Below are 24263 nucleotides of genomic sequence, written 5' to 3'. Positions count from 1 at the left end.
CTATAGTTGGTATCAACAACCCTAAAGCAAAATGTATATAAGATGGTGATGATGCATAACAATCGCTGAGATACACGGGAAGCTTCCAGAATATGAAGGGATGGAGGATTTACTGACATCAGATGTGTTTTCCGACTTTAAAGACTTGTGCTTAGATCTTGCTTTCATTTTAAGAATGTTTATTCAAAAGGTGCCAGGCACTGTTCGTAATCGATCGTTGTGTTATGTGGCAAGCTATTGAAGATTCTATACGCGGTTTGTACGAAACGGCAAGCATTTGATGGGGAACGGATGATGCAAGATATCTTGGTTCATCACCAAATTTTGTGATTTAGTGATAAAAAAGGGAAAGCACTGACGAGATCCTGGCAATAATGTTAGCGGTGAAATCAACATTAGGGAGGTCTCGTAAGTGCTTTCTATATCACTAGGATTGCCAGAATTTAAAGTGATTAAACACGAACTTCTTTCCTATGGTTATGCGATTCATGTAGAGAAAACAGAGACACAGGAACGTTGCCCTCATTGTGGGTTTGCCACTTCCTCTGTCCACGACAAACGGACAAGAAAAGTACGGGATTTGGCGATTTTCCATCAGCCGGTGTACTTGTTCGTCAAGATAAAGCGCTATCGGTGCCGGAATTGTTCCCAAGTGTTTTCTGCCTCTTTAGCGAACAGTGCCAGGCACTGTTCATAAGTGTTACATAAATTGTAAATTGTGTAACCGTAGGTGATAAAAGAGTTTACTAGAATCGAGATTTAGAAGTTAAACTAAGGGTATTGGTAAAGGGGAACAAGTATTAGATAAAGTCAAGACATATGAACAGGCTAGAAATAAAGCACTAGACCTAGTTGGAGATTTAGGACCAAATTCAAATCCATATATAGGAACTCTTAAGTCAAGTGCTGGATATGGTAAAGTAATTGGTAGGCAGTCTGCTGACGGAAAAGTAAGATGGAGATTAGATTATGACCCAAATAAGGGGACACATATAAACATTGAAGATTTTCGAAATGGTAAAGAGGCTAATGCTCGAAAAATCGTTATTCCATTTGAGGGTAACGAAAGCACCTTTAAATCTTTATTAAAACATTTGAATAGATAAGGGGGAATTTGAATGAGTTTATTTGATGAGTGTATTGAAGCACTAGGTGAGAATGTACACGTCTTATCTGATAGTGAGGGAGAGCAAGTACTAAGAGATTTTGAGAATTCTTTTCCATTTACTGAGTGGGGGCGTATTGAATGGGAGAAAGTGACTTATCATGCTAAAGTGAATACAGTTGATGAGATCATCTCCTTTTTGAACCAAAACATTGATGAATACAGCAACGTTATATATGTAATTTGGGATGAAGGGACATTACCTATAATTCAATCTGAGTTAAATAAAGTATTTGAAGTTATAGATGATGTTACTGCTGTAAGTTTTGATACATGGATATTTTCACCATCTTCAGGATATGTTATTGAGATATTTCATGACGGTGAAGTAAGAATAGGATTGAAGTAAAATATCATTGAATTAACCCTCAAAAGGGGAATATAAATTCTCTTTTGAGGGTTTTCTACTAGTGACGTGGTGCCGAACGAGCTGCTAGTGATACAATTTGTGCATGTAATCTATTCAATTTCTATATGATAATTTTTAGAGTTATCTTGTACGCACAAAATGTGTATAAAAAAGATGGCCTATTTTATAATTTTCATCAAATATAACCCACTGAAAAATTATCAGTTACTACCGTTTTTATCGCCAAAAACCTTACCCTTGTTTTCCCACCATTTTATAAAAATTTTTTTCGCAACTTTTTCTTCGCTACCACCGATTACTATAGCGAGAGGATTACTCCACCTCGATTAACTCCTGGATGTCGATGTCTAGCACTTTGCACACTTTTTCTAATGTTGAGAGATAAACTCTGTCCACGTTGTCTGAACAAAGATGGCTGATGGTGTTCGGGCGCAGCCCTGTAAGTCGAGCTCGTGGCACGTGCCTGGAACCTGTCGAACATCGTATTCTTCGATCAAGATACAGATATGTATTTAATGGGCTGGCGCGATTATGATCCAAAAACAGGCCGCTTCATTGTACCGGATGAATATGAAGGAGAAGAAGACGAACCAACTTCGCTGAACCGTTACTTGTACGCCGATGGAGACCCAGTCAACAACATCGACCCGGACGGCCACTTGCCGAAATGGCTGCAGCGCGGATGGAAAGCAACGAAAAAATGGGCGAAGAAAGGATATGACTTCGCAATTGGCGACGATATTCGGACATTGAAAAGCTCGAAATCGAAGTGGTACCATAAAGCTGGAGCCGCCGCGAGCCTTGCGAGCAACTTCATCCCAGGTGCGGGAGCCGTCAAATGGGGCGTAAAAGCCGTAAAATACGGCAAGAAGATGAAGAAGTCGAGGAAATTCGCTGCGGCATCGATTAAAAAGATGCGGAAGGCGAAGTTAAAGACGAAAGCCAAAGTCAGCCGATCCTACCATAAGACAAAAAAGGCTGCGCATCGGGTGAAGAATCGGACTGTCAAATCTAAGGGTGTAGCTAAACTTAATAAGCCTGTTGCCGGAGATAATATAGGAATAAATTTAAGGTCTAAGGGTACGGGTAAAAGTTGGAAAGTAGGAGACCCTATAAATAAATTAACAAAGAAAGGTAATTATCCTTCATGGAGTACAGTAAAAAGTAGGTATTGGAAGAATGTTGCTAATGAAGCAGATGAAGGAGAATATTCAGCACAAAATTTAGCACGAATGAAGAAAGGGAAAGCACCTTTACATCCAAAATTAAATGTACCGAAGGAATTACATCACATTAATGGTAGGAATATACCTGACCCTCATAATATAAACAACTTACAAGAAGTGTGGCCATGGGAGCATGCTGATATTGACCCATTTAGACATTATAAAGGACCACGTCCATAGAAAGTCCTGCGGTAATATGTCAAGGTGAAAAATCATCGAAATTGGAAATTCGATTGTCCGATGACCCGAAAAAAGGCAATACTTAAGAAGCCCAGTCTTGTCTTATGTCATTAACTGGGTTTTAATGCAAAATCAGTTAGATCGATACCCCTATCGATCTTCCCCCTTTCTTGGCGTGTAGATTTGACCGTTGCGTAGCAGCGCATCGATCACACGCACGAGTTTTCGAGCGGTGAGGACGAGGGCTCGTTTGTGTTGGTGCTTTGGTACTTCCTCATACTTCTTCCGGTAATAGGTGCGAAACGACGCATCATGCCGTTGTACCGAGTTGGCAGCCTCCACTAGGTAGTAACGGAGATAGCGATTGCCGGAACGAATGAGGGAAGTCTCCTCGGCTTGGAACCGACCGGACTGGTGCTTAGACCAAGTCAAACCTGCATACTTTGCTAAGGCGGCTTGGTTGTCAAAGCGCTCGATTTGTCCAATTTCGGCTAAGATGCCAGCGGCGTAGACCGGACCAATGCCGGGAATCGTTTGTAACGTATTTGGGATGCCTTCCAAATGGCGAGTAATCGCTTTATCTAGCTCTTTAATTTGCGCTTGAAGGCTACGGATGGATTGAATTGATAGCCCTAAAAGCAAGTCGATGGAATCCTCGACACATTTGGAAAGCCGATACGACGAACGAGCCGCCTTTTGAATGGACTTGGCGATGCATTCCGGATCGGCAAAGCGATTGCGTCCTTTTTGGCGCAAGAAGTCAGCGAGCTGTTGCACGTCCATCTGACTGATTTCGTCTAAGCTAAACGACTCGAGAAGAAGCTCTAAGATGGCATGTCCGAACACGGAGCTGTCCACCTCTTGGGTAAAGGAACTGCACTTGTAAAACAAGTGTTGGAGGAAGTACTGCTTTTCCCGAGTCAGCTGATGGACGAGATGATAGCGCATGCGCGTGAGCCGTTGAAGGGCGATAAACTGTTCTTGCATGACAGCTGTCACTTTCAAACGGCCAAAGCGAAGCCGATCGGCGATGATCCACGCATCGATGCCGTCCGTTTTATCCAAGTCAGTGTACGCTTCTTTAAATTTGCGAATGAGCTTTGGATTGATGGTAAACACCTTGACATTCCAAGACTTCAGCTCCTCCTGTTGGTGGAAAAACATCGCTGGATGCCAGCTGTAGACCGAAGTGGCTTCCATCCCGATGAGAATTTCGGATGGTTGGCGCTTGTTGGCCCACAGGAGGATTTGATCGCGAAGGAAGGTCGCGCCAAGGAGATGATTGTCCACCTTGAATTGGGCGCACGTGTTTCCTTCTTGATCCATGATACACGTGTATAAGTCCGTTGAGCTCACGTCAATCCCGACGTAGAGTTTCATGAGATCACCTCCAATCGTAGTAGGATCGTGGGGTTGGGACTCTTCGGGATGCCCCCGGACCGCGCCTGTTGACCAGTCACCCTCGCATATGAGAACTCACGTTGGGCCATGGGCTGCCTGGAAGCTGCTCCTTCCAGCATGGGAAACCAACGGGAACAGCCTGCGGGTTAGAAGTCCGAACAGGAGCCGGGGAGACAGACTTTCTAAGTAGTCAAAGCTACAGGAGAGAGAAGAGTGTCCCCGATGATCCTAAGACCATTATCCAAGAACATCGCGAAAAGTCCAACCCCGATGTAGTGCCATCCACGGGGGAGGGGCGCGCCCCTCCCCCGTGGGCAAATCACTTACACATATGCGATTGTCAAGGAGCATATCCAACTGGAAATTCGATTTAAAAATCTTTCTAAACATACTATACGAGGAGAAAGATAAATGAAATTTGGTAAAAAACGTATATACAATGATGAATTTGAAGGAAGAAACAATGTAGTTATGTGGGATGTTTTAAAAATTGATAATGAACAAACAATAAAATTAACATTTATTAGTAAGAATTCGAAAAATAGACAGGGAGTTAGATTAGGGATAGATGTAGGAGAAGGATATATTGAAGTTAATGGATTAAAATCAAAAAGTATCGAATTATGGGAAGATACTGCTCCAAAAGAAGTTCTGTGCAAGTGTGTTTCTTCCGAGGGTTTGTTAAGTGTGTATAATATTTGGGATAAAGGTAAGGGACGTCAATCGCAATTATTAACATCGGGAATGATACTTGAAGAAAAAGATAATAAAATAATTTATTATTGTAATGATTATGGTTTTGAAACAGATTTCGATAAATTAGTATTTTCAATAGAAAAACTATAGAGAATTAGAAAAACGGTTATTACATTATTGATAGTAACTATTCAGCCACATCATAAAGTGAGCTGAATATTTTTTGCTTTTCCTGTCCATGATGTGAATATTGATAGACAAGGAGGTGAATCGCATGTTGACGGTACAACAAGCTGTATTTACAGTTGAAAGCTTAATCAGCAAAGTCCAACAACAGAAAAAACTCATTGCTCACCAACAACAAGTCATTGAGCAACTGTTGACAGAAAACAAACAGCTGCGCAAAGAAAATGAACAACTCAAGTACCGCGTTCAAGAGTTGGAAGCACGCACGAAAAAAAACAGCTCCAATAGCCATTTGCCCCCATCTTCTGACCGTTTTCACACCCATTCTTCTCGCAAGCCATCTGGCAACAAATTTGCGTGAATTGAAGGGCTTCATCGAACAAGGGCATACGTGGGCGATGCGCATGACGACGTTTCTGTTAGCCGCCAAACAGGCTGTCGAAGCTCATCACGGTGCGCTTTCCGAAGAAGAAGCGAGACGGTGGGAACGAGTGTATGATCGCATCCTAGAAAGAGCACAACACCGATTGGAAGCGAAGACGCCTCTTCCGAAAAAAGCACTCGCTTTTGTTCGACGCCTTCAAAAACGAAAGGAAGAAGCGTTGCGTTTCTTACGCGAAGTGCATGTTCCCTTTGACAACAACCAAGCCGAACGCGATCTTCGCATGGTTAAAGTCAAAGAGAACATTTCGGGTACATTTCGCGAAGAAATATTCGCCCAGTCTTTTTGCATCACAAGAAGCATCATTCCCACACTGACGAAACACGAAAAAAACGTGTGGGATTCGTTATGTCTTCTGTTGACAGGCGAAACGCTCGATCGTGTTCTTTCTACCACTTAGGGCATTTTCTATTACGGGGATGCCCTATTTGTGTTGCGCTTCTTTACATACTACTATCGGGGTGAATAGTTACTTTAATCCTATATTTTCTGTGTAATCAATTATTTTAAGATCTTTATCCACTTTTTCTAGTTCTTCTTTTGTGTTTGGGTAACGTTTATAGTTATTATCTATATCTCTCTTATATAAGGATTCAATTTGTTTTCCTGAAACATCATATATGAGCTCAATAAATTTTCCGTCTTTAAAAACAATAATACCTGTGTCTTCTCTTTTTAAAATTTGGGTATCAGAAAATATTTTCTCTTTTTGTAAGTATTTATTTTCTAAAGTAATCACTTGATTAATTGCTGAATCATACTTTTTCTTATTTTTTTCCTCGTTACATCCTGTTAATAAGATTGTAATTATTAAAAGAACTACAAAAGGTATTAACTTCAATTTCATTTGATTTTCCCCTCTTTCCGAAAAAGTATGCTTATATATTAGTACCCGTGGTGCTAGATAAAATCGAGTAAGCATAAAAATAGCCCTTGCTTGTGGATCTCCTGTAGAATGAAAGTGCTATCCAACATTCGAAAGGAGAATCCCCATGCAAGAGCACTTTCATTTTGCTACAGATCAGGCAAAGATTCAAAAACAATATGCAGCCATTTTCTTTTTTGTTTCTGCCCAGCTGTCACAAATTCCATTCTATCTTCAACGTCGCAATCGTCATTTGGTGAAACAAGAAGATGCGGTGATCATTGCTATTCATCTTTTAGGAAAGCTGCTTGGCTTCTCTTCCGAACGTGCATGGCATCGCTTTGTGACTGGGAACTTGTTTACGGATGGACATTTTCTCGAACGTTCTCGATACAATCGCCGTTGTCGAGCGCTGCGCTTTGCGATCAAATGGATCCGCCATGAGCTAGCCAAACGTGGACAACACCACGCCTATGCGGTAGTAGATAGCATGCCGCTCGAGTTGTGCCATACCGCAAGAATGTATCGAGTCAAACGACTTCAAGGAATCGCGGACATTGGACTTTGTGCGTCCAAAAAGCAGTGGTACTACGGATTTAAGCTCCATCTTCAGGTGACCAACCAAGGACTGCCCGTGGGATACGTGGTAACGGAGGCGTCCTGTCACGATCGAACTGCAGCTGAAACCGTCATGATTGATTTATATAGCACCACGGGTTTTATGTTAGTAAATTTGCTCAAGTACAGATACGTAGGGAATTATCAATCAGAACTTTAATCTCTTTTGTTCTTTTCATTTAAAATTTTATCTATTTTTTCAGTTAATCTAGAGCTATCTATAGCTCTTCTAACTGCTGTTTCAATTATTACATATAAAATTAACCCTGAAAGAAGACACCAAAATATTAGTAACCCCAAAGATACTTTCACAATCTTCCCCCCAAAACAGATGTTTATCATATTATAACACATAGTTATATTTTTCCTCTTAATAAAACATATCCTACTTTTTGTCTATTTTATTTTAAATTTGGATCTTCATCGAAAGTTGTACTATTCTTTGGTTAAGAAATAGTAAACCTCATTATCTTTTTGCGGATAATGAGGTTTATTGTTTTTAGCTAATAGAATTTTTTGATGTAGCTAATTAAATGAACTACCTGGTAAATATTAGGTTGATTTTTTACATCCAATTCTTTTTTGTTTTTCATTCAAATAAATGTTTGAATAATAAAAGAAATGGGGTATAATATATTCAAACGGAAATTTGAATATGAAAGGGGGATAATGAATGAGTAAGAAAGATACATGTGAAATTTATTGTTATGACGAAGAAAAAGTCAATCGAATACAAGGGGAATTGCAAAAAGAAGATATATCCAGTGTTGTCCTGTTGTTTAAAGCACTGGCAGATGAAAATAGGGCAAAAATTGCCTATTCACTTTGCCAAGATGAAGAGTTATGTGTATGTGATATTGCCAATATCATTGGGGCTTCTGTTGCAACAACTTCCCATCATTTACGCACCCTTTATAAACAAGGGATTGTAAAGTATCGAAAAGAAGGAAAGCTAGCATTTTATTCGCTGGATGATGACCATATTAAGCAGTTAATCATGATTGCGTTAGTACATGATAAAGAGGTGAAAGTCCGTGTCTGAACAACAAGCAAAATTATCTAAATCAGAAGCGAAAACCTACCGTGTTCAAGGATTTACTTGTGCAAACTGTGCAGCAAAGTTTGAAAATAACGTAAAAGCATTGCCAGGTGTTCAAGATGCTAAAGTAAACTTTGGAGCATCTAAAATTACCGTTTGGGGTACAACAACCATCGAAGAATTAGAAAAAGCAGGAGCTTTTGAAAACTTAAAGATTCGGGAAGATAAAGAAAAAGCAGTCAAGCGTGAACCTTTTTGGAAGCAAAAAGAGAATATTAAAGTGTACATTTCCGCCGTTTTGCTTGTGATCAGTTGGTTTCTAGGGATGCAATACGGAGAAGAGCATATCTTTGCGACAATTGGATATGCTGCAGCAATTTTAATCGGTGGATATTCGTTATTTATAAAAGGGTTCAAAAACCTAGTTCGATTGAATTTTGATATGAATACGCTGATGACAGTGGCGATTTTAGGAGCTGCAGCGATTGGTGAATGGGGAGAAGGTGCAACGGTTGTTATTCTATTCGCCATTAGTGAAGCCTTAGAGCGTTATTCCATGGATAAAGCTCGTCAATCCATTGAATCGTTGATGGATATTGCTCCAAAAGAAGCATTAATTCGTCGAGGAAATGAAGAAATGATGGTCCCTGTTGACGATATTCAAGTCGGAGATATTATGATCGTAAAGCCTGGTCAGAAATTAGCGATGGATGGAATCGTCATCAAGGGTACATCTACGCTAAATCAGGCTGCCATTACGGGAGAAAGTGTTCCAGTAACCAAAACAGTCGGTGATGAAGTCTTTGCAGGAACATTGAATGAAGAAGGGTTATTGGAAGTAAAAGTTACAAAACGAGTGGAAGATACAACTCTTTCGAAAATCATCCATTTAGTGGAAGAAGCTCAAGCAGAACGAGCACCTTCTCAAGCGTTTGTAGATCGTTTTGCCAAATACTATACACCAGCCATTATCATTTTTGCTCTTTTACTAGCCGTTATTCCGCCATTATTTATGGGTGCTGATTGGAGCGAATGGATTTATCGAGGTCTAGCTGTATTAGTGGTTGGTTGTCCGTGTGCGCTGGTTATTTCCACGCCTGTTTCGATTGTAACTGCCATTGGAAATGCAGCGAAAAACGGTGTGTTAATTAAAGGTGGTATTTATTTAGAGGAAGCAGGAAACTTAAAAGTGATTGCTTTTGATAAAACAGGAACATTAACAAAAGGTATTCCTTCCGTCACCGATGTGGTCACTTATAATGGCAATGAAAATGAACTAATGACCATTACAGCAGCCATTGAAAAAGGCTCACAACATCCACTTGCTTCCGCCATTATAAGAAAAGCAGAAGAAGATGGATTGAATTTTAATGATGTATCGGTTGAAGAATTCCAATCCATTACCGGTAAAGGGGTCAAAGCCAAAGTAAATAACGAAATGTATTATGTCGGAAGTCCAGGTCTTTTTGAAGAACTTCTTCCAAATGGCATCCAATCAAAAATAAAAGAACAAATTACAACCCTTCAAACACAAGGGAAAACGGTCATGGCATTAGGGACGGAAAAAGAAATTCTGGCGTTAATTGCCGTGGCAGACGAAATAAGAGAATCATCCAAAGAGGTTATTCGAAAACTTCATCAAGTCGGTATTGAAAAAACGGTGATGCTGACGGGAGATAACCAAAGAACAGCCGAAGCCATCGGAAAACAAGTCGGGGTTTCCGATATTAAAGCCGATTTACTTCCAGAAGATAAACTGAATTTCATCAAAGAGCTTCGCGACAAGTATCGAAGTGTTGCGATGGTTGGAGATGGTGTGAACGATGCACCAGCTCTTGCAGCTTCAACCGTTGGTGTGGCAATGGGTGGTGCTGGAACCGATACAGCCCTAGAAACAGCCGATATTGTCTTAATGTCTGATGATTTAAGCAAATTGCCATATACGATTAAATTGAGCCGCAAAGCTTTAGCGATTATTAAGCAAAACATTACTTTCTCTTTAGGGATTAAGGCATTGGCATTACTGTTAATTGTGCCTGGTTGGTTAACGCTATGGTTAGCGATATTTGCGGATATGGGAGCAACATTAATCGTAACATTAAACAGCATGCGATTGCTAAAAGTTAAAGAATAGGCTCTTCACCACAAGTTGTACTTGATCATTTAAGGTAGGTGTGCATAGAGGGTACAAAAAATGCGAATTTTCCTGTATGGTAAAGGTGACCAAACCAAACCATGGAGGGAAATTCGCATGTACTCTCAGTTTATCAAAGAACTCATCGATTTACCAGATGTTTTGATTCAAAAGGTGCGAAAAGAAGGGGAACGTTGGATTTTCGAACTTTCTTTGCCCGAACAATGCCCGTTATGTCCTGTCTGCTTGAAGCGCACGATCAAAATGACAGGAAAAAAGAAGCAATGGATGCATGGCTATGCTCAGCGAATTGGAATTTTTTTGATCGAACTTCCTGTCGAGCGCAGACGTTGTCGTACGTGCGGCGTGACGTTCAGCACGTCGTATCCAGCCATCTCTCCGCGAAGTGTGGCGACGGATGCGTTTCAGCGATGGGTCGCGCAATCTTGCATCGGAACATCCATTCAGGCGGTGGCTCGTATGCTCAAGCTTCCTTACACGACCGTTGAACGCTGGTTTTATACCCATGCTCCTTCCTATCGAATGACGTCCAACCAAAGGCGGTTTGTGTCGATGAGTTTGCTTTTCGAAAAGGGCATGACAACGGAGTGGCGATCATGGATGCCGAAACGGGGGAAGTGTATGCCATGGAAGCAGGAAAGAACGAGGAAGCCATTGGGCGTGCATTGGCTCATGTATCTCGTTCCGTTCAGTATGTCGTCAACAACCCAATGACTAAAGTCATGGGCTTGTAAGCCCCATGTTGACCAGACCAAGGCTTGAAACAGAGCCTACGTTATAGATGTCATGACACGTTCGGGTGCTTCTCCAGCCCGTTCCTCTGTCGTGCAAGGTTAAACAAGCGTGGTGGGTGGCGCTAGTGTCTTGCACATAACAAGCATCTATAACATGGTCGAGGAGAATATTACCTGCTTTATGCAGAGGAAAGGGGAATACCCTATGGTTTTTGTGTTAGACACAAATAAGTGTCCGCTTGCTCCTTGTCACGAAGCAGTTGCGAGAAAGCTGTTGAAACAAGGGAAGGCAGCGATCTACAAACGCTATCCATTTACGATTATTTTAAAAGAAATTGTCGATAATTTTCGACCGAAAACACCGTATCGGCTCAAAATCGATCACGGAAGCAAACACACAGGACTTGCGATTTTGCGAGGACAAGAAGTGGTATGGTTAGGGCAACTTGACCATCGCACAGACATCAAGGAAAGAATGGATAAAAGGCGTGCTTTCCGTCGAGCAAGACGAAATCGAAAAACTCGATACAGAAAACCACGTTTTCTTAATCGTAGGAGAAAAGACGGGTGGTTGCCGCCATCACTAGAGAGTCGCGTGCAAAATATCCAAACATGGGTTAACCGCCTAAAGAAGTTATGCCCCATTGGGTATATATCATACGAAAATGCCAAATTCGACACGCAACTCATGCGAAATCCTGAAATCAATGGTGTAGAGTATCAACAAGGCACGCTACAAGGATATGAAGTACGGGAGTATTTGCTTGAAAAGTTTGGGCGGAAGTGTTGTTATTGCGGAAAAGAAAATGTTCCACTTGAAGTGGAGCATATCATTCCAAAATCGAGAGGTGGAACAGACCGAGTGGATAACCTATGTCTTGCCTGTCATGACTGTAATCAGCGCAAAGGAAGTAAGACAGCAGAAGAATTCGGGTATCCGCACATTCAAAAGCAAGTCAAAGAATCATTAAAAGATGCAAGTGCTGTCAACTCGACAAGGTGGAAAGTGTATGAAGTGTTAAAACAAAGCGGATGCGAAGTAGAGTGTGGAACAGGTGCACGAACGAAAATGAATCGTATTCGTTTAGACTTGCCGAAAACACACTATTTTGACGCTTGTTGCGTGGGAGAAAGCACACCAAATCACTTATATTTCAAAACAAAAGAAGTGTTATTCATTAGAGCAAAGGGGCGTGGTAGTCGTTCACGCACAAACCTAGATAGATATGGCTTCCCAAGAGGTTATCTTGCAAGACAAAAGTTCTTCTTTGGCTTCCAAACAGGGGACATGGTTAAGGCTGTTATCCCAAGAGGGAAATATCAAGGCGTTTGGTTTGGCGAAGTATCATGCAGAAAGACTGGAAGTTTCGATATTAAAGGTAAGGACGGTAAACGTATCGCACAAGGAATAAATTATAGATATGTCCAAGTCATTCAGCGATTTGACGGATATGCTTATGGAAAGGGGGTGGCGGAACTTGCGTAAGGTGCAATTCCTCCCCGTGCCTAAAGGCAGGGGCTTCCTTGCGTAAGTTTCGTGAATGATAAAGAAAAATAGGTATTGCGGTATCACCAAAAAACGGCAGTGAAATTGCTGCCGTTTTAACATTTTTTCTGATTCATCTCTTGAACAGTGCCAGGCACTGTTCGTAAAAAAATTAATTAAAAAGGGGAATATTCATGAAGCTTATTTTGTTAGTTATTTCATGGTTTATTATTCTATTTACTCTGATGATTCAAGATTCCGATACATTCGTTTATCGGCTTAATCCAAATGTAGTATCAATTAGTGATGAAAGGTATTTTTATACTCTGGTACCTACCTTTTTGAATATCCTATTTCTATTTTTCCAAATTAAATTTTGGGGGGCTAGAGAGAGAAAAACAAAAAAAACAACTATCCATAAAATCTTAGTTGGTACATTTGTTATTAATAACATCCTATTCTTATATTACCTGGTTTATCAGTTTATTAAATAATTCAAATCCATTTCAGAGAAACACTACCCCATTACATTACACAAAATTCTTGACGGTGCCGTATTTTCCAAATAAAATAATTATTGTAATAATTGTAATATAATGAATCTTTAGTTATATTAAAACCGCCCCTTATCCTATGTTTTGATTTTGTTCTGTTTCACAAGTGCATTACATGCCTAGTCTCAATCTTTCTAAGGGTGATCATTTTGAACGCTACAAAATTTTGTATAGCAACGTTTCTTTCAAACTTGGGGGATGTCATATACAGTGTTGTTATAGCTTGGTATATTGCTGATGTTTTACAATCAGGTTTTTTGATGGGAGCAGTTTTATTTTCCCTAGGTTTGTCGAGATTTATTGCTGGGCTTCTTTGCGGACCGGTTATTGATCGAATAGGGGCAAAGTTGTTTCTGTGGTTGTCAGACATGATAAGGGCAATCATTGTGTTAGTTTTGGCTATTCTGTTATGGGATCATACTATCTCTTTTGTAATTCTCATAACGGTCTCCGTTTTGTTTGGAGCGATTGATGCTTTTTATTGGTCAGCCTCAGAATCAATAAAGCCAAGATTAGTCGCTACTGAATATTTGAGTCGTCTCAATAGTCAATACTTCACTGTTGTAAGAACAACGATCATTTTGGGACCTTTAATCGCCGCTTGGACGGTTGAATCAATCTCAATAGAACATTCCTTGATAGCCATTTCCATCTTATATGTATTTTCAACTTTTTTAATTTTGTTTATTGACTCTAAAAATAGTCATCTTGAAAATATGAACGATAATAATGACAAAACTTCTTACTTTTCGGATTTAAGACTTGGTTTTAGTTTTTTGAATAGACAAAAAATGATTTTTTATTTGGTTATAACTATGTTTTTTGTAAATATTGGAGCAAACGGGGTTAATGTATTGTTCCCTTTTTTAGCTAAAAATGTTAGTGATGATGCTAAGTATTTAGGATATATATATTCATCGATGTCAATGGGAAGTTTGTTAACTGGTTTAATCTTTTCAGTTAAAAGCATTCACAGGGTTGAATTGAAGATTATTTATTTATCTTTTCTCTTACAAGCTACTGGTATTGCCGCACTATGTTTCACCCAAAATTTTTTGATTATTCTAATTTTTGTTTTTGTAATTGGCTTAATTACTGGTTTTATAGGAGTCCTTATACCTACTTTTGTTCAACGTTCTGTGCCTATTCATTTATTAGGAAGAGTTAATAGTATTATGATGGCGATTTCAATGCTTTCAACGCCAGTAGCCCAGTTTATTTTTGGGGTCAGTGTTGATTATTTCAATATAAAATATCTTTTCTTCATTGCAGGTGCTTTGGGTATAGTTACTAGTTTGTCTTCGTTATTAATTAATAAAAGAAAAGGTACGCCAAGAGAAACTGTAATGTAAAGGAGGTGTTAAGCTTGAATATATTAGTTGGCGTTACAGGTTCTTCAGGAGTTGTTGAACTACCTATGTATTTACGAGTTTTTAGAGAAAAACTAGATGCTAACATTAGACTAGTTTGTACATCGAACGTTCAGAAATTTATTGCGAACGGTGCCAGGCACTGTTCGTAAATTTTCCACTTTTGCATTTCCCTTATTTCCCGATTTTAATCAAATTGTCCCTTATATTCTACGAAAGGATGATTTGTATGCAATACCTCGATTTAAAAATGGATTTTATGTTTAAACAACTGTTCGGCCACCCAAGCAGAAAGTCAATCACGATGGCGTTTTTAAATGCGTTGCTACATCGGACTGGAGATGATCGCATCATCGACGTACAGTTTGAAAACACCGAACTAACGAAAGAAACAGAAGACGGTAAGACTGGACGGTTAGATGTCATCGTTCGCACAAACCGCGGCGAGCGCATTCACGTTGAAATTCAAATCATCCCACAATACGGTATGCCCGAACGGCTATTGTATTACTGGGCAAGGTTGTTTTCATCTTCACTATCGAAAGGAGAACGGTACGACATTCTCCCTCCAACGATTATGATCGCCATCTTAAATTATCCCCTTTTCCCACATGAAACGGATCGCTTTCATACCGTTTTTCACATTCGTGAAGACGAGGAACAGTTTCTTTGGAGCCATCACCTTGAATTTCATGTACTCGACTTGTCACAATTTATGGTAAAATGGAAGAAATATCGGAGAGAAGTGAAACAGTCACCGGAATGGCCATGGCTAACGATGTTGTCGGCTGTCGATGGACGAACGAAAAAAATGGATGAAGAGATGTTTCGTGAATTGGAGGGAATAGCCATGACAGAACAAGACATTTTAGAAGCGCTAGAAGAATGGCAAAACTTAAGCGTCGACCCCGAAAACCGTTACGCATACGAAATGCGGCTGAAATGGCTCCTTGATCAACTCTCAAACATTCGCGGCAGTCGGGAAGAAGGAAGACAAGAAGGGTTGAAAGAAGGTCGAGAAGAAGGGAAAAATGAAACGATTCGAAAAATGGTCGAAAAAGGAATGAGTATAACAGACGTTGCCCATATTCTCGACATGACAGAGGAGGAAGTACGGGAACGGTTGGGAGATTAGCGAACGGTGTCCAAACGGTGCCAGGCACTGTTCGTATGTATTTGAAATGACAGAAACTTTTGAAAGTCTCCGTCTATCTAAGTTCAGTGCTTAAAAAGGTCATTAACGGGCAATCGGCTTATAAATACTGGGAGAGGAGAACTCAATTTATGGAAATTAGAAAACCAAACGATTCGGAATATAAAAAGATTTTATCACTTTCACCACAAGCATTATTCGAAGGTACATTAGGCGAAGCAAAACCGTCAGATGAAAAAGTCAAACAACTTATTGAACCATTATTGCAGAAAGGAAGCTATTATTTGATAGCAACTGAAGGCGATAATCTAATGGGTTGGATTCTTATAGGAACAAGTAAAGACCAATTTACTGGAAAGATATATGGATTTATTTATGAATTGTTTGTGTTAGAGGAATTTAGAGGAAATGGAATTTCAAAACAATTGATGGAAACTGGTATCGAACATCTTAAACAAGATGGATATTCAGAGGTTCGCTTAAGCGTATATGCAGGAAATCAAGCGATTAAACTGTACGAAAAATTAGGATTCAAAAATAGAACCATTACAATGAGTATGAACATATAAAACAAACATCTTTATTGAATATCTAATAGACTGGTTTATTGAGAATTGGGGAACGTTTTATATACATCCAATTTAAAATTTTAACCTCTGGTTCACGCAGTACACCCGATGCGGCGCAACACCTCATCCGGGTGTTGTAGAACGTACTGTTCAAAGCGAGTAATGGATTGGGCAATGTCGTTTTGATCCTTGTGAAAAACGTTGGCAATCACTTCATCTTTCAACCACTTCCACAGCCGTTCAATCGGATTTAACTGTGGAGAATACGGTGGCAAAAAGATGAAATGAAAAGCATCGCCTTCCTCGCCATCAAGAAAGGCTTGTACCATCTTGGTATGATGAATACGCGCATTGTCTAACACAAGCACGAGGAATCGATCGGCATATTTCTCTTTCAATCGGCGCAAAAAGTCGAGGAACGTTTCGGCATTGGCGGATGATGCGCGATGAAATACCACATCGCCTTGTTGAACATCGACGGCGCCAAAAATAGACTTGGCACTTGTTTTTGATTTCCTACTTCTGCCCATGTCGTACGTAGCGCTTGATAAGCACGAACATGTGTCTCATCCACATAAAACAGCGTGACATTCTCGGTAATTAGTTTTTTTTTTATAAATTCAAGCTCTTTTTGAAAGGCAGCTTGACGCTTGGCGTCTCCTTTGACTATACGTCGGACGTGTCCATGACAAACGAAGACGATGCAACAACTTACGAATGCCTTCACGTGACATGGAAACACCATAGGTTTGTTGAATGTAAGATTGTAAAATGCGCGTGTTCCATGATGAAGCGATGCCCCAGCCAGCATCCACAGGTGTGGTGGTTAACACGAGTTGTCTAATTTCTTGTTGTTGTTCTTCCGTAAGAAATGGCACGCGGCCAGACGGCAACCGACGATCGAGTAGATGATCGAGCCCACCTTGATTAAACCGTGCAACGTAGAGGGCAACGGATTGACGGCATAGATTGACCATTTTGGCCACATCTTTACCGAGATGACCTTCCATGACAAGACGAACAGCGGTCACCCGAACGCGAAGGGAAGCATCTTTGATTTTCCGTTCTTGTTTCCGAAGGGTTCGAGGTGTCCAGCCGTGGTCATTTGTAATTTTAAGACGTTTCATGTCCTTTCCGCTCCTTTTACACATGAGTATTTAGGAGCAGTATAGCCATGAAAAAATGTGTTCATACAGAAGTCATCGTTTTAAAGTGCATGTATATAGTACTTAATTAATTATTTTCTGTAAAAGCTAACCTGATCATCTAAATTAATAATTATGTAGTAATCAAAAGCTGATATTAGTCACGATTGAATAACCTTTAAGTGATTTTTCTACAATACTGTTAACTTAAAATTCAATCGATCATCCTAGGAGGGAACTTAGGTTTGTACAATGTACTCTTAAAGGTTATAATTACTTGTAATAATTACTAATAGTGTAAAGGAGATATGAAAAATGAACAAAGAAACTATGGGAAAAAGTGCAATAAGGTGGATTATATACGCTCTCTTAGCTTTGGCCGTAATAAGATTTATAGACAAATTAATTTAATTAATCAATTAGTTTTTATGAAAGTGTTGCAAAATGCATAATGGATAATAATGGATGCATAAAGAGAAAACAAAAAATCCACCCATTTTGGAAATCATTATAGAGTGACCAAAAACTCAGTTCCAATGGGTGGATACTATCATTATTTCCAATTTTATCAGTGAACCTGCACCGTATAGTGAAATAGATCCTCTTTTACAGGCTTTATTTCGGTACCTCGACCAACTTTCCTTACCAGAAGCGTCCTATGTGACAGGGAGATCACCCGGTTCGAAAAAATCATTGTTAAAATGTCTCATTTTAAACACTTATTTTTCCATTGATTCGTTACGTCAGTTAGTAGACATCCTGAATCGCTTCGGCTATTACACAAACTTTTTATACATTATTAATGTTACAAATATCGTCTGTACATTTATTAACGGGTATCATTAGCGAACGGTGCCAGGCACTGTTCGTACGCAAAGAAAATGAACAACTGAAGTACCGTGTTCAAGAGCTGGAAGCACGCACGAAAAAAAACAGCTCCAATAGCCATTTGCCCCCATCTTCTGACCGTTTTGCCAACACACGTTCTTCTCGTCAACCATCTGGCAACAAATTTGCATGAATTGAAGGGCTTCATCGAACAAGGGCATACGTGGGCGATGCGCATGACCACGTTTCTGTTAGCCGCCAAGCAAGCCGTCGAAGCCCATCACGGTGCACTTTCCGAAGAAGAAGCGAAACGTTGGGAACGAGTGTATGATCGCATCCTAGAAAGAGCACAACACCGATTGGAAACGGCGACGCCTCTTCCGAAAAAAGCACTCGCTTTTGTTCGACGCCTTCAAAAACGAAAGGAAGAAGCGTTGCGTTTCTTACGTGAAGTGCATGTTCCCTTTGACAACAACCAAGCCGAACGCGATCTTCGCATGGTTAAAGTCAAAGAGAACATTTCGGGTACATTTCGCGAAGAAACATTCGCCCAGTCTTTTTGCATCACAAGAAGCATCGTTTCCACACTGACGAAACACGAAAAAAACGTGTGGGATTCGTTATGTCTTCTGTTGACGGGTGACACGCTTGATCATGTTCTTTCTACCACTTAGGGCATTTTCTATTACGGGGATGCCCTATTTGTGTTAGGTTTCTTTACATACTGCTATCTGGGTGAAGAGTTATCTTTTCTGCAGTTTTCCATTCAATCAAAAAGAACCCATATTAGGTTATATGACAAAATACAATATTTTTCGAATTTTCTGTTGACACTGCAAAAAAACATATATATAATGTCAGATAATATTACATTTAGTTGTTATAAAATATAACGAATGGAGGTGGAGAAAAAGAAAAAAGGAATTTTCTCACTGTCATGAGAAAATTCCTTATAAATCGGGCATTACATACGTCGGTGCATGCCTGATTCTAATTATATTATAAATATTAGAATCTTGTAAGGGGTGTTTACATGAAGAGATTAAAAGGAAATGGATTGAAATGGCTCAGCTTGCTTTTATGCGGAAGTTTATTGGTACTGAATGGATGTGCTGCATCATCGGCAGTCGATGAGGCGAAAGGAAAGGAGAAAGAAAGTAGCACATCGGAAACAAGCGACACTGTCAAAGTAGGGATACTTCACTCATTGAGCGGCACGATGGCGATCAGTGAGGTATCGTTGCGAGATGCGGAATTAATGGCGATTGAAGAAATTAATGAATCTGGTGGTTTGCTAGGGAAAAAAATTGAACCTGTCATAGAAGACGGCGCCTCAGACTGGCCAACGTTTTCGGAAAAGGCGAAAAAGCTACTACAGAAAGATAAAGTAGTGACAATCTTTGGTGGATGGACATCAGCGAGCCGCAAAGCGATGCTTCCGGTCGTCGAACAAAATAATGGGTTGCTTTGGTATCCAGTCCAATATGAAGGGATGGAGTCTTCACCAAATATTTTTTATACAGGTGCCACGACGAACCAACAAATCGTTCCGGCGGTAAGCTGGTTGTTACAAAATAAAGGAAAGAAATTTTTCTTGCTTGGTTCGGATTATGTGTTCCCGCGCACGGCAAATAAAATTATTAGAGCTCAATTAAAAGCGGAAGGCGGGCAATTGGTCGGTGAAGAATATACGCCGCTTGGCCATACAGATTATAACACGATTATTAGCAAAATTAAAGATGTGAAGCCAGATGTAGTGTTTAACACGCTAAACGGGGACAGCAATGTTGCGTTCTTCAAACAATTAAAAGATGCCGGGATTACACCAAAGGATTTAACGGTTATGTCTGTGAGCATCGCCGAAGAAGAAATTCGTGGAATTGGCGGTGATGTATTGGCCGGCCATCTTGCGGTATGGAACTATTTTCAGTCAACGGACACACCGGAAAACAAAGTATTTGTAGAAAAATATAAAAAGAAGTATGGAAAAGACCGCGTCACAAGCGACCCGATCGAAGCAGCGTACTTTGCTGTTCATTTATGGGCCGAAGCGGTAAAAAAAGCCGGCTCGTTTGATGTAGATAAGGTGAAAAAAGCAGCAGATGGCATCGAGTATAAGGCGCCTGGCGGAACGGTAAAAATCGACGGAGAAACACAACATACATGGAAGATTGTGAGAATAGGAGAAATCCAACCGGATGGTCAATTTAAAGAATTATGGAATTCTGGGGAAGCTGTTAAGCCAGATCCTTATTTAAAAAGCTATCCATGGGCAAAAGACTTGATGAATTAAATACATTTGTGGGAAAGGGGTTATGCTCCTTTCCTCTCCTAAAAGAAAGGGGGTATTTCCTTGTCAGTTTTTGTGACACAATTGTTTAACGGTTTAAGCTTAGGTTCGATCATGCTTTTCATTGCCATCGGGTTGGCGATTACGTTTGGGTTAATGGGCGTCATCAACATGGCTCATGGCGAATTGATTATGGTGGGAGCTTATGCGACGTACGTTGTTCAACAGTTTTTTGCGCAATATGCACCGCAATCGATGGACTATTATTATGTCATCGCTATTCCTGTCTCCTTTTTTGTTTCTGCTCTCCTTGGTTTAGGATTGGAAAAATCGTTAATTCGCCACCTATATCACCGGCCATTGGATAGTTTACTGGCAACGTGGGGAGTGAGTTTGATTTTACAGCAAATGGCGCGGACGATTTTCGGTGCGCCCAATGTGGCGGTACTTCCTCCCAAATGGTTAGATGGCGGGGTTCATGTTGCGGGAATGGTGTTTCCGTATAAACGGTTGTTCATTTTAACATTTGTCGCCGTGTCAATCTTTGTACTTTATATGTATTTAAATAAAACAGCAGCTGGCCGAAGAATAAGGGCGGTTACACTTAACCGGGATATGGCCGCATGCCTTGGCATTTCTACGCAAAAAGTAGACGCATACGCTTTTGCGATCGGATCCGGCTTTGCGGGTTTGGCAGGTTGTGCATTAACGCTGCTCGGTCCGATTGGTCCAACGATCGGAACGTATTATATTGTCGATGCATTTATGGTCGTTATTTTAGGGGGAGTAGGGAAAGTAATCGGAACAGTTTTAGGGGCATTTGGAATCGGATTGATTGGTACATTGACCGAATATTCGACAAGTGCCACGATGGCAAAAGTGATTACGTTTGCGTTGATTATTGTCTTTTTGCAATGGAAGCCTTCTGGACTTGTGAGCATGAAAACGAGATCACTCGATTAAGGGGGGACAAAAATGATCAAAAAGAACTGGATGTATTGGATGTTTTTTCTTGCTTTGTTTTTAGCGCCGTTTTATTTAACAGAATTTCGTTTGTCGCTGCTTGGGAAATTTCTTTGTTTTGCGATGATTGCGATCGGCATTTCTTTAATTTGGGGCTATACCGGCATTTTAAGTTTAGGTCACGGTGTATATTTTGGCTTAGGAGCTTATTGTATGGCGATGTATTTAAAACTGGAGGCTTCCGGTGGTCGGTTACCCGACTTTATGGAATGGAGCGGTGTAAACAATCTACCTTGGTTTTGGAAACTGTTTGAACATCCAATCATCTCCATATCTTCCGCCATTATCGTTCCGGTGCTTCTAGCGATGTTTTTAAGCTATTTTACGTTTAGAAACCGAATCAAAGGTGTTTATTTTTCATTATTATCCCAAGCGATCGTGGTTGTTTTTGTGACGTTATTTATCGGAAAGCAAGAATGGACCGGGGGAACAAACGGGTTAACGAATTTTTCTACCGTTTTTGGGTTCTCGCTATCTTCTCCTCTTACACAAATCGTTCTTTATTTATTAACCGTTGTTTTGCTTTTGTCGATGTTTCTTTTCTCTCGCTGGTTAACGAGGAGTCGATTCGGTCGGGTGCTTGTTGCGATTCGGGATAGTGAAAACCGGGTCCGCTTTTTAGGATTTAATCCGACTACGTATAAAGTGTTTGTATATAGCCTTTCCGCTGCTTTTGCTGGAATAGCAGGAGCGATGTTTGTGCTGCAGGTAGGGCTTATTTCTCCGGCAATGATGGGAATTATTCCTTCCATTGAAATGGTGCTATGGGTTGCCGTCGGCGGAAGAAGTTCGTTAATCGGAGCGATCATCGGTGCCATTGTGACGAACGGTGCGAAAAGCTTTTTTAGCGAAAATTATCCTGATATATGGCTGCTGTTTTTAGGGGGATTATTTATTGCTGTCGTGCTGTTTTTGCCAAACGGGCTAGCAGGCGTATATCAGTCTGTTAAACAACGAAAAAAACAAGGGGAAGTGAGAGCAAATGAAGCCAGTTCTCATGTGCTGCAGCGTGTCAGTAGATTTTGACGGGTTTTATGCGTTGCAAGGAGCTGATTTGAAAGTTTATCCACATGAAGTACGATTTTTAATCGGGCCAAACGGAGCGGGAAAGACGACGCTATTAGATGTGATTTGCGGTAAAACAAGGGCAAGCAGCGGAAAAGTGTTATTTTACTCACACGATATTACCGATATGCCGGAACACAAAATTGTACAGCTTGGTATTTCTAGGAAATTTCAAAGCCCATCGATTTTTCATCAGTTGACTGTATGGGAAAACATGGAACTAGCTTTAAAACAAGATCGCGGGCTATTTGCTGTTTTACGGGCAAAGATGTCAGAGGCAGATCGGGATATGATCATCACGTTATTACAACGTATCGAATTACTCGATTATGCTGATCAAAAGGCTGGTTCTCTTTCACACGGCCAGAAGCAGTGGCTCGAAATCGGCATGCAGCTGATTCAGTTTCCTCAACTGTTGCTGCTTGATGAACCGATTGCAGGAATGAGTGCCGCGGAACGGGAACGCACAGGGGAATTGATCCATGAAATTGCTCGCGATTGTGCAGTTGTGATTGTCGAACATGATATGGATTTTGTGCGTCGTTTTTCAAAGCAAGTGACGGTGATGCATGAAGGGAAAGTATTGTGTGAAGGGACGATGGAAGACATTCAGCAAAATGAAAAAGTAGTCGAAATTTATTTAGGAAGAGAGGAGAAAGCGTGTTAAGCGTTCGAAATATGGCAGCCGGATATGAACAAAGCGTTGTGTTAGAAAACGTAAGCATGGACGTACAAAAAGGATGTGTGACGGCAGTGCTAGGGCGAAATGGTGTCGGAAAAACGACGCTTATGAAAAGCATCATCGGATTGATCAAACCGATGAGTGGCAACATCGAATGGGAGGGTGAGGATATTACATCATTGCCGCCGGAACAGAGGGTAAGAAGAGGAATTGGATATGTTCCTCAGGGTAGAGAAATTTTCCCTTCGTTAACGGTCGAAGAAAATTTATTGTTAGGATTCGAGGCGCTTCCTAAAAAAATCAATTCGTCACACGTTTTAGAAGAGATTTATGAATTATTTCCTATATTAAAAGACATGTTGCATCGAAAAGGAGGAGATTTAAGCGGTGGGCAACAGCAGCAACTTGCCATTGCCCGTGCGCTGATTGGACAGCCAAAGCTGCTTTTGCTTGATGAACCGATGGAAGGCATTCAGCCATCGATCGTACAACTGATTCGTGATGTTATCATGAAAATTACAAAAGAAAAAACGGTCGGGATTGTACTTGTCGAGCATAGCCTAGATTTAGCTTTTTCATGCGCCGACTACTTTTACATTTTCGATCGCGGCATAGTTGTTGCGCAAGGGCATGTGAGTGAAACGAGCATGAGTGACGTTCAGCGGTTTTTAACCGTATAAGTCGAACGTAATGAATAAGGAAGGTGGGAGAATATTGAAATTAACTGCACGTGAACAGGAGAAGTTGCTTATTGTCGTTGCAGCGGATCTCGCACGCCGCCGCAAAGAAAGAGGGGTGAAGCTAAATTATCCCGAAGCAGTAGCGCTTATTACATATGAAATTTTAGAAGGTGCGCGCGATGGGCGTACAGTGGCAGAGTTAATGCAATACGGGACAACGATTTTAACCCGTGATGATGTGATGGAAGGAGTGCCGGAAATGATTGAAGACATACAAGTGGAAGCGACATTTCCCGACGGCACAAAGCTCGTGACGGTTCATCAGCCAATTCGTTGAAGGG

Annotated in this window: 20 protein-coding genes and 9 pseudogenes; 23 read left to right on the top strand and 6 right to left on the bottom strand. The window is 40.6% G+C overall.

Translation table 11 applies throughout. From position 1 onward, the window contains the following. Positions 1-412: 412 nt before the first annotated feature. The 3 genes and pseudogenes from NSQ23_RS10945 to NSQ23_RS10935 form a co-directional block, all read left to right on the top strand. Positions 413-670, top strand: a pseudogene (locus NSQ23_RS10945) (transposase family protein); the annotation flags it as partial. Positions 671-788: 118 nt separating this feature from the next. Further along, a pseudogene (locus tag NSQ23_RS10940) lies at positions 789-1106 on the top strand (transposase); the annotation flags it as partial. 12 nt (positions 1107-1118) lie between these two features. After that, positions 1119-1514: a hypothetical protein gene (locus NSQ23_RS10935; RefSeq protein ID WP_339170724.1), complete on the top strand. Its 396-nt coding sequence runs from the start codon at positions 1119-1121 to the stop codon at positions 1512-1514. Positions 1515-1847: 333 nt separating this feature from the next. On the opposite strand, the pseudogene NSQ23_RS10930 reads toward NSQ23_RS10935, so the two are convergent. Further along, positions 1848-1985 (bottom strand): annotated as a pseudogene (locus NSQ23_RS10930) (helix-turn-helix transcriptional regulator); the annotation flags it as partial. A gap of 2 nt (positions 1986-1987) precedes the next feature. Between NSQ23_RS10930 and NSQ23_RS10925 the strand changes: the two are divergent. After that, positions 1988-2941: an RHS repeat-associated core domain-containing protein gene (locus tag NSQ23_RS10925; RefSeq protein WP_339170722.1), complete on the top strand. Its 954-nt coding sequence runs from the start codon at positions 1988-1990 to the stop codon at positions 2939-2941. 150 nt (positions 2942-3091) lie between these two features. Here NSQ23_RS10925 and NSQ23_RS10920 read toward each other — a convergent pair whose 3' ends face one another. Further along, entirely contained in the window at positions 3092-4321 is a 1230-nt protein-coding gene (locus NSQ23_RS10920) for an IS110 family transposase (protein WP_339170721.1), read from the bottom strand. A 432-nt stretch (positions 4322-4753) separates the two neighbouring features. Between NSQ23_RS10920 and NSQ23_RS10915 the strand changes: the two genes are divergently transcribed. Together NSQ23_RS10915 and NSQ23_RS10910 are read left to right on the top strand one after the other, a co-directional pair. Beyond that, positions 4754-5188 carry a hypothetical protein gene (locus NSQ23_RS10915; RefSeq protein WP_153126382.1) on the top strand — a complete coding sequence of 145 codons (435 nt, stop codon included), beginning with the start codon at positions 4754-4756 and terminating at the stop codon, positions 5186-5188. A gap of 124 nt (positions 5189-5312) precedes the next feature. Next, positions 5313-6066: pseudogene (locus NSQ23_RS10910) on the top strand (transposase). A gap of 69 nt (positions 6067-6135) precedes the next feature. Here the strand turns inward: NSQ23_RS10910 and NSQ23_RS10905 are convergent. Continuing rightward, positions 6136-6513 (bottom strand): hypothetical protein, encoded by a 378-nt coding sequence (locus NSQ23_RS10905; RefSeq protein ID WP_025950780.1) that lies wholly within the window; start codon positions 6511-6513, stop codon positions 6136-6138. 145 nt (positions 6514-6658) lie between these two features. On the opposite strand from NSQ23_RS10905, the pseudogene NSQ23_RS10900 reads away from it, so the two are divergent. Continuing rightward, positions 6659-7225: pseudogene (locus NSQ23_RS10900) on the top strand (IS982 family transposase); the annotation flags it as partial. Between the two features lie 80 nt (positions 7226-7305). Here NSQ23_RS10900 and NSQ23_RS10895 read toward each other — a convergent pair. Next, positions 7306-7461, bottom strand: a complete 156-nt coding sequence (locus tag NSQ23_RS10895) for a hypothetical protein (protein WP_155116435.1) — start codon at positions 7459-7461, stop codon at positions 7306-7308. A gap of 361 nt (positions 7462-7822) precedes the next feature. Here NSQ23_RS10895 and NSQ23_RS10890 point away from each other — a divergent pair, with 361 nt between their 5' ends. From NSQ23_RS10890 to NSQ23_RS10860, 7 genes and pseudogenes are all read left to right on the top strand, one after another. Then, positions 7823-8191 carry a metalloregulator ArsR/SmtB family transcription factor gene (locus NSQ23_RS10890; protein WP_012875087.1) on the top strand — a complete coding sequence of 123 codons (369 nt, stop codon included), beginning with the start codon at positions 7823-7825 and terminating at the stop codon, positions 8189-8191. Further along, positions 8184-10322 carry a heavy metal translocating P-type ATPase gene (locus tag NSQ23_RS10885; protein WP_339170720.1) on the top strand — a complete coding sequence of 713 codons (2139 nt, stop codon included), beginning with the start codon at positions 8184-8186 and terminating at the stop codon, positions 10320-10322. Before NSQ23_RS10890 ends, NSQ23_RS10885 begins: the two co-directional genes overlap by 8 nt. A gap of 117 nt (positions 10323-10439) precedes the next feature. Beyond that, a pseudogene (locus NSQ23_RS10880) lies at positions 10440-11050 on the top strand (helix-turn-helix domain-containing protein); the annotation flags it as partial. 232 nt (positions 11051-11282) lie between these two features. Continuing rightward, entirely contained in the window at positions 11283-12563 is a 1281-nt protein-coding gene (iscB, locus tag NSQ23_RS10875; RefSeq protein ID WP_339174393.1) for an RNA-guided endonuclease IscB, read from the top strand. Between the two features lie 694 nt (positions 12564-13257). Beyond that, the gene (locus NSQ23_RS10870; RefSeq protein ID WP_339170719.1) at positions 13258-14469 is read left to right on the top strand and encodes an MFS transporter; all 1212 of its coding nucleotides are present in this window, start codon (positions 13258-13260) and stop codon (positions 14467-14469) included. A 247-nt stretch (positions 14470-14716) separates the two neighbouring features. Further along, a complete protein-coding gene (locus NSQ23_RS10865) occupies positions 14717-15622 on the top strand; it encodes an Rpn family recombination-promoting nuclease/putative transposase (RefSeq protein ID WP_339170718.1) in 906 nt (301 codons plus the stop codon). 149 nt (positions 15623-15771) lie between these two features. Further along, positions 15772-16209: a GNAT family N-acetyltransferase gene (locus NSQ23_RS10860; RefSeq protein ID WP_339170717.1), complete on the top strand. Its 438-nt coding sequence runs from the start codon at positions 15772-15774 to the stop codon at positions 16207-16209. A 92-nt stretch (positions 16210-16301) separates the two neighbouring features. Here the strand turns inward: NSQ23_RS10860 and NSQ23_RS10855 are convergent, their stop codons facing one another. After that, complete coding sequence (locus NSQ23_RS10855) at positions 16302-16739, bottom strand: IS630 family transposase (protein ID WP_339170716.1); 438 nt, start codon at positions 16737-16739, stop codon at positions 16302-16304. Between the two features lie 77 nt (positions 16740-16816). Next, positions 16817-17336, bottom strand: a pseudogene (locus NSQ23_RS10850) (winged helix-turn-helix domain-containing protein); the annotation flags it as partial. A 570-nt stretch (positions 17337-17906) separates the two neighbouring features. On the opposite strand from NSQ23_RS10850, the pseudogene NSQ23_RS10845 reads away from it, so the two are divergent. The 9 genes and pseudogenes from NSQ23_RS10845 to NSQ23_RS10805 all read left to right on the top strand — a co-directional run. Next, a pseudogene (locus NSQ23_RS10845) lies at positions 17907-18125 on the top strand (ISNCY family transposase); the annotation flags it as partial. A 31-nt stretch (positions 18126-18156) separates the two neighbouring features. Beyond that, the gene (locus tag NSQ23_RS10840) at positions 18157-18375 is read left to right on the top strand and encodes a DUF6444 domain-containing protein (protein ID WP_339170714.1); all 219 of its coding nucleotides are present in this window, start codon (positions 18157-18159) and stop codon (positions 18373-18375) included. Continuing rightward, positions 18365-18856 (top strand): annotated as a pseudogene (locus tag NSQ23_RS10835) (transposase); the annotation flags it as partial. The gene NSQ23_RS10840 and the pseudogene NSQ23_RS10835, both read left to right, overlap by 11 nt. A 359-nt stretch (positions 18857-19215) precedes the next feature. Then, the gene (gene urtA, locus NSQ23_RS10830; protein ID WP_339170713.1) at positions 19216-20475 is read left to right on the top strand and encodes an urea ABC transporter substrate-binding protein; all 1260 of its coding nucleotides are present in this window, start codon (positions 19216-19218) and stop codon (positions 20473-20475) included. A gap of 60 nt (positions 20476-20535) precedes the next feature. Further along, entirely contained in the window at positions 20536-21435 is a 900-nt protein-coding gene (gene urtB / locus NSQ23_RS10825) for an urea ABC transporter permease subunit UrtB (RefSeq protein ID WP_064220639.1), read from the top strand. 12 nt (positions 21436-21447) lie between these two features. Beyond that, on the top strand, positions 21448-22521 hold the full coding sequence (gene urtC / locus NSQ23_RS10820) for an urea ABC transporter permease subunit UrtC (RefSeq protein WP_042535400.1): 1074 nt from the start codon (positions 21448-21450) through the stop codon (positions 22519-22521). After that, positions 22478-23227, top strand: a complete 750-nt coding sequence (gene urtD, locus NSQ23_RS10815) for an urea ABC transporter ATP-binding protein UrtD (protein ID WP_042535398.1) — start codon at positions 22478-22480, stop codon at positions 23225-23227. Before urtC ends, urtD begins: the two co-directional genes overlap by 44 nt. Beyond that, entirely contained in the window at positions 23221-23922 is a 702-nt protein-coding gene (gene urtE / locus NSQ23_RS10810) for an urea ABC transporter ATP-binding subunit UrtE (protein ID WP_339170711.1), read from the top strand. The genes urtD and urtE overlap by 7 nt, the downstream gene beginning before the upstream one ends. Before the next feature lie 34 nt (positions 23923-23956). Further along, entirely contained in the window at positions 23957-24259 is a 303-nt protein-coding gene (locus tag NSQ23_RS10805) for an urease subunit gamma (protein WP_339170710.1), read from the top strand. Positions 24260-24263 lie beyond the last annotated feature (4 nt).

Origin of the sequence: Anoxybacillus sp. FSL W8-1294 (assembly GCF_037965005.1) — a bacterium.
Classification (GTDB): Bacteria; Bacillota; Bacilli; order Bacillales; family Anoxybacillaceae; genus Anoxybacillus; species Anoxybacillus flavithermus_G.
Note: the sequence above shows the minus strand (reverse complement) of the source record. Positions and strands in the feature narration are given on the sequence as shown.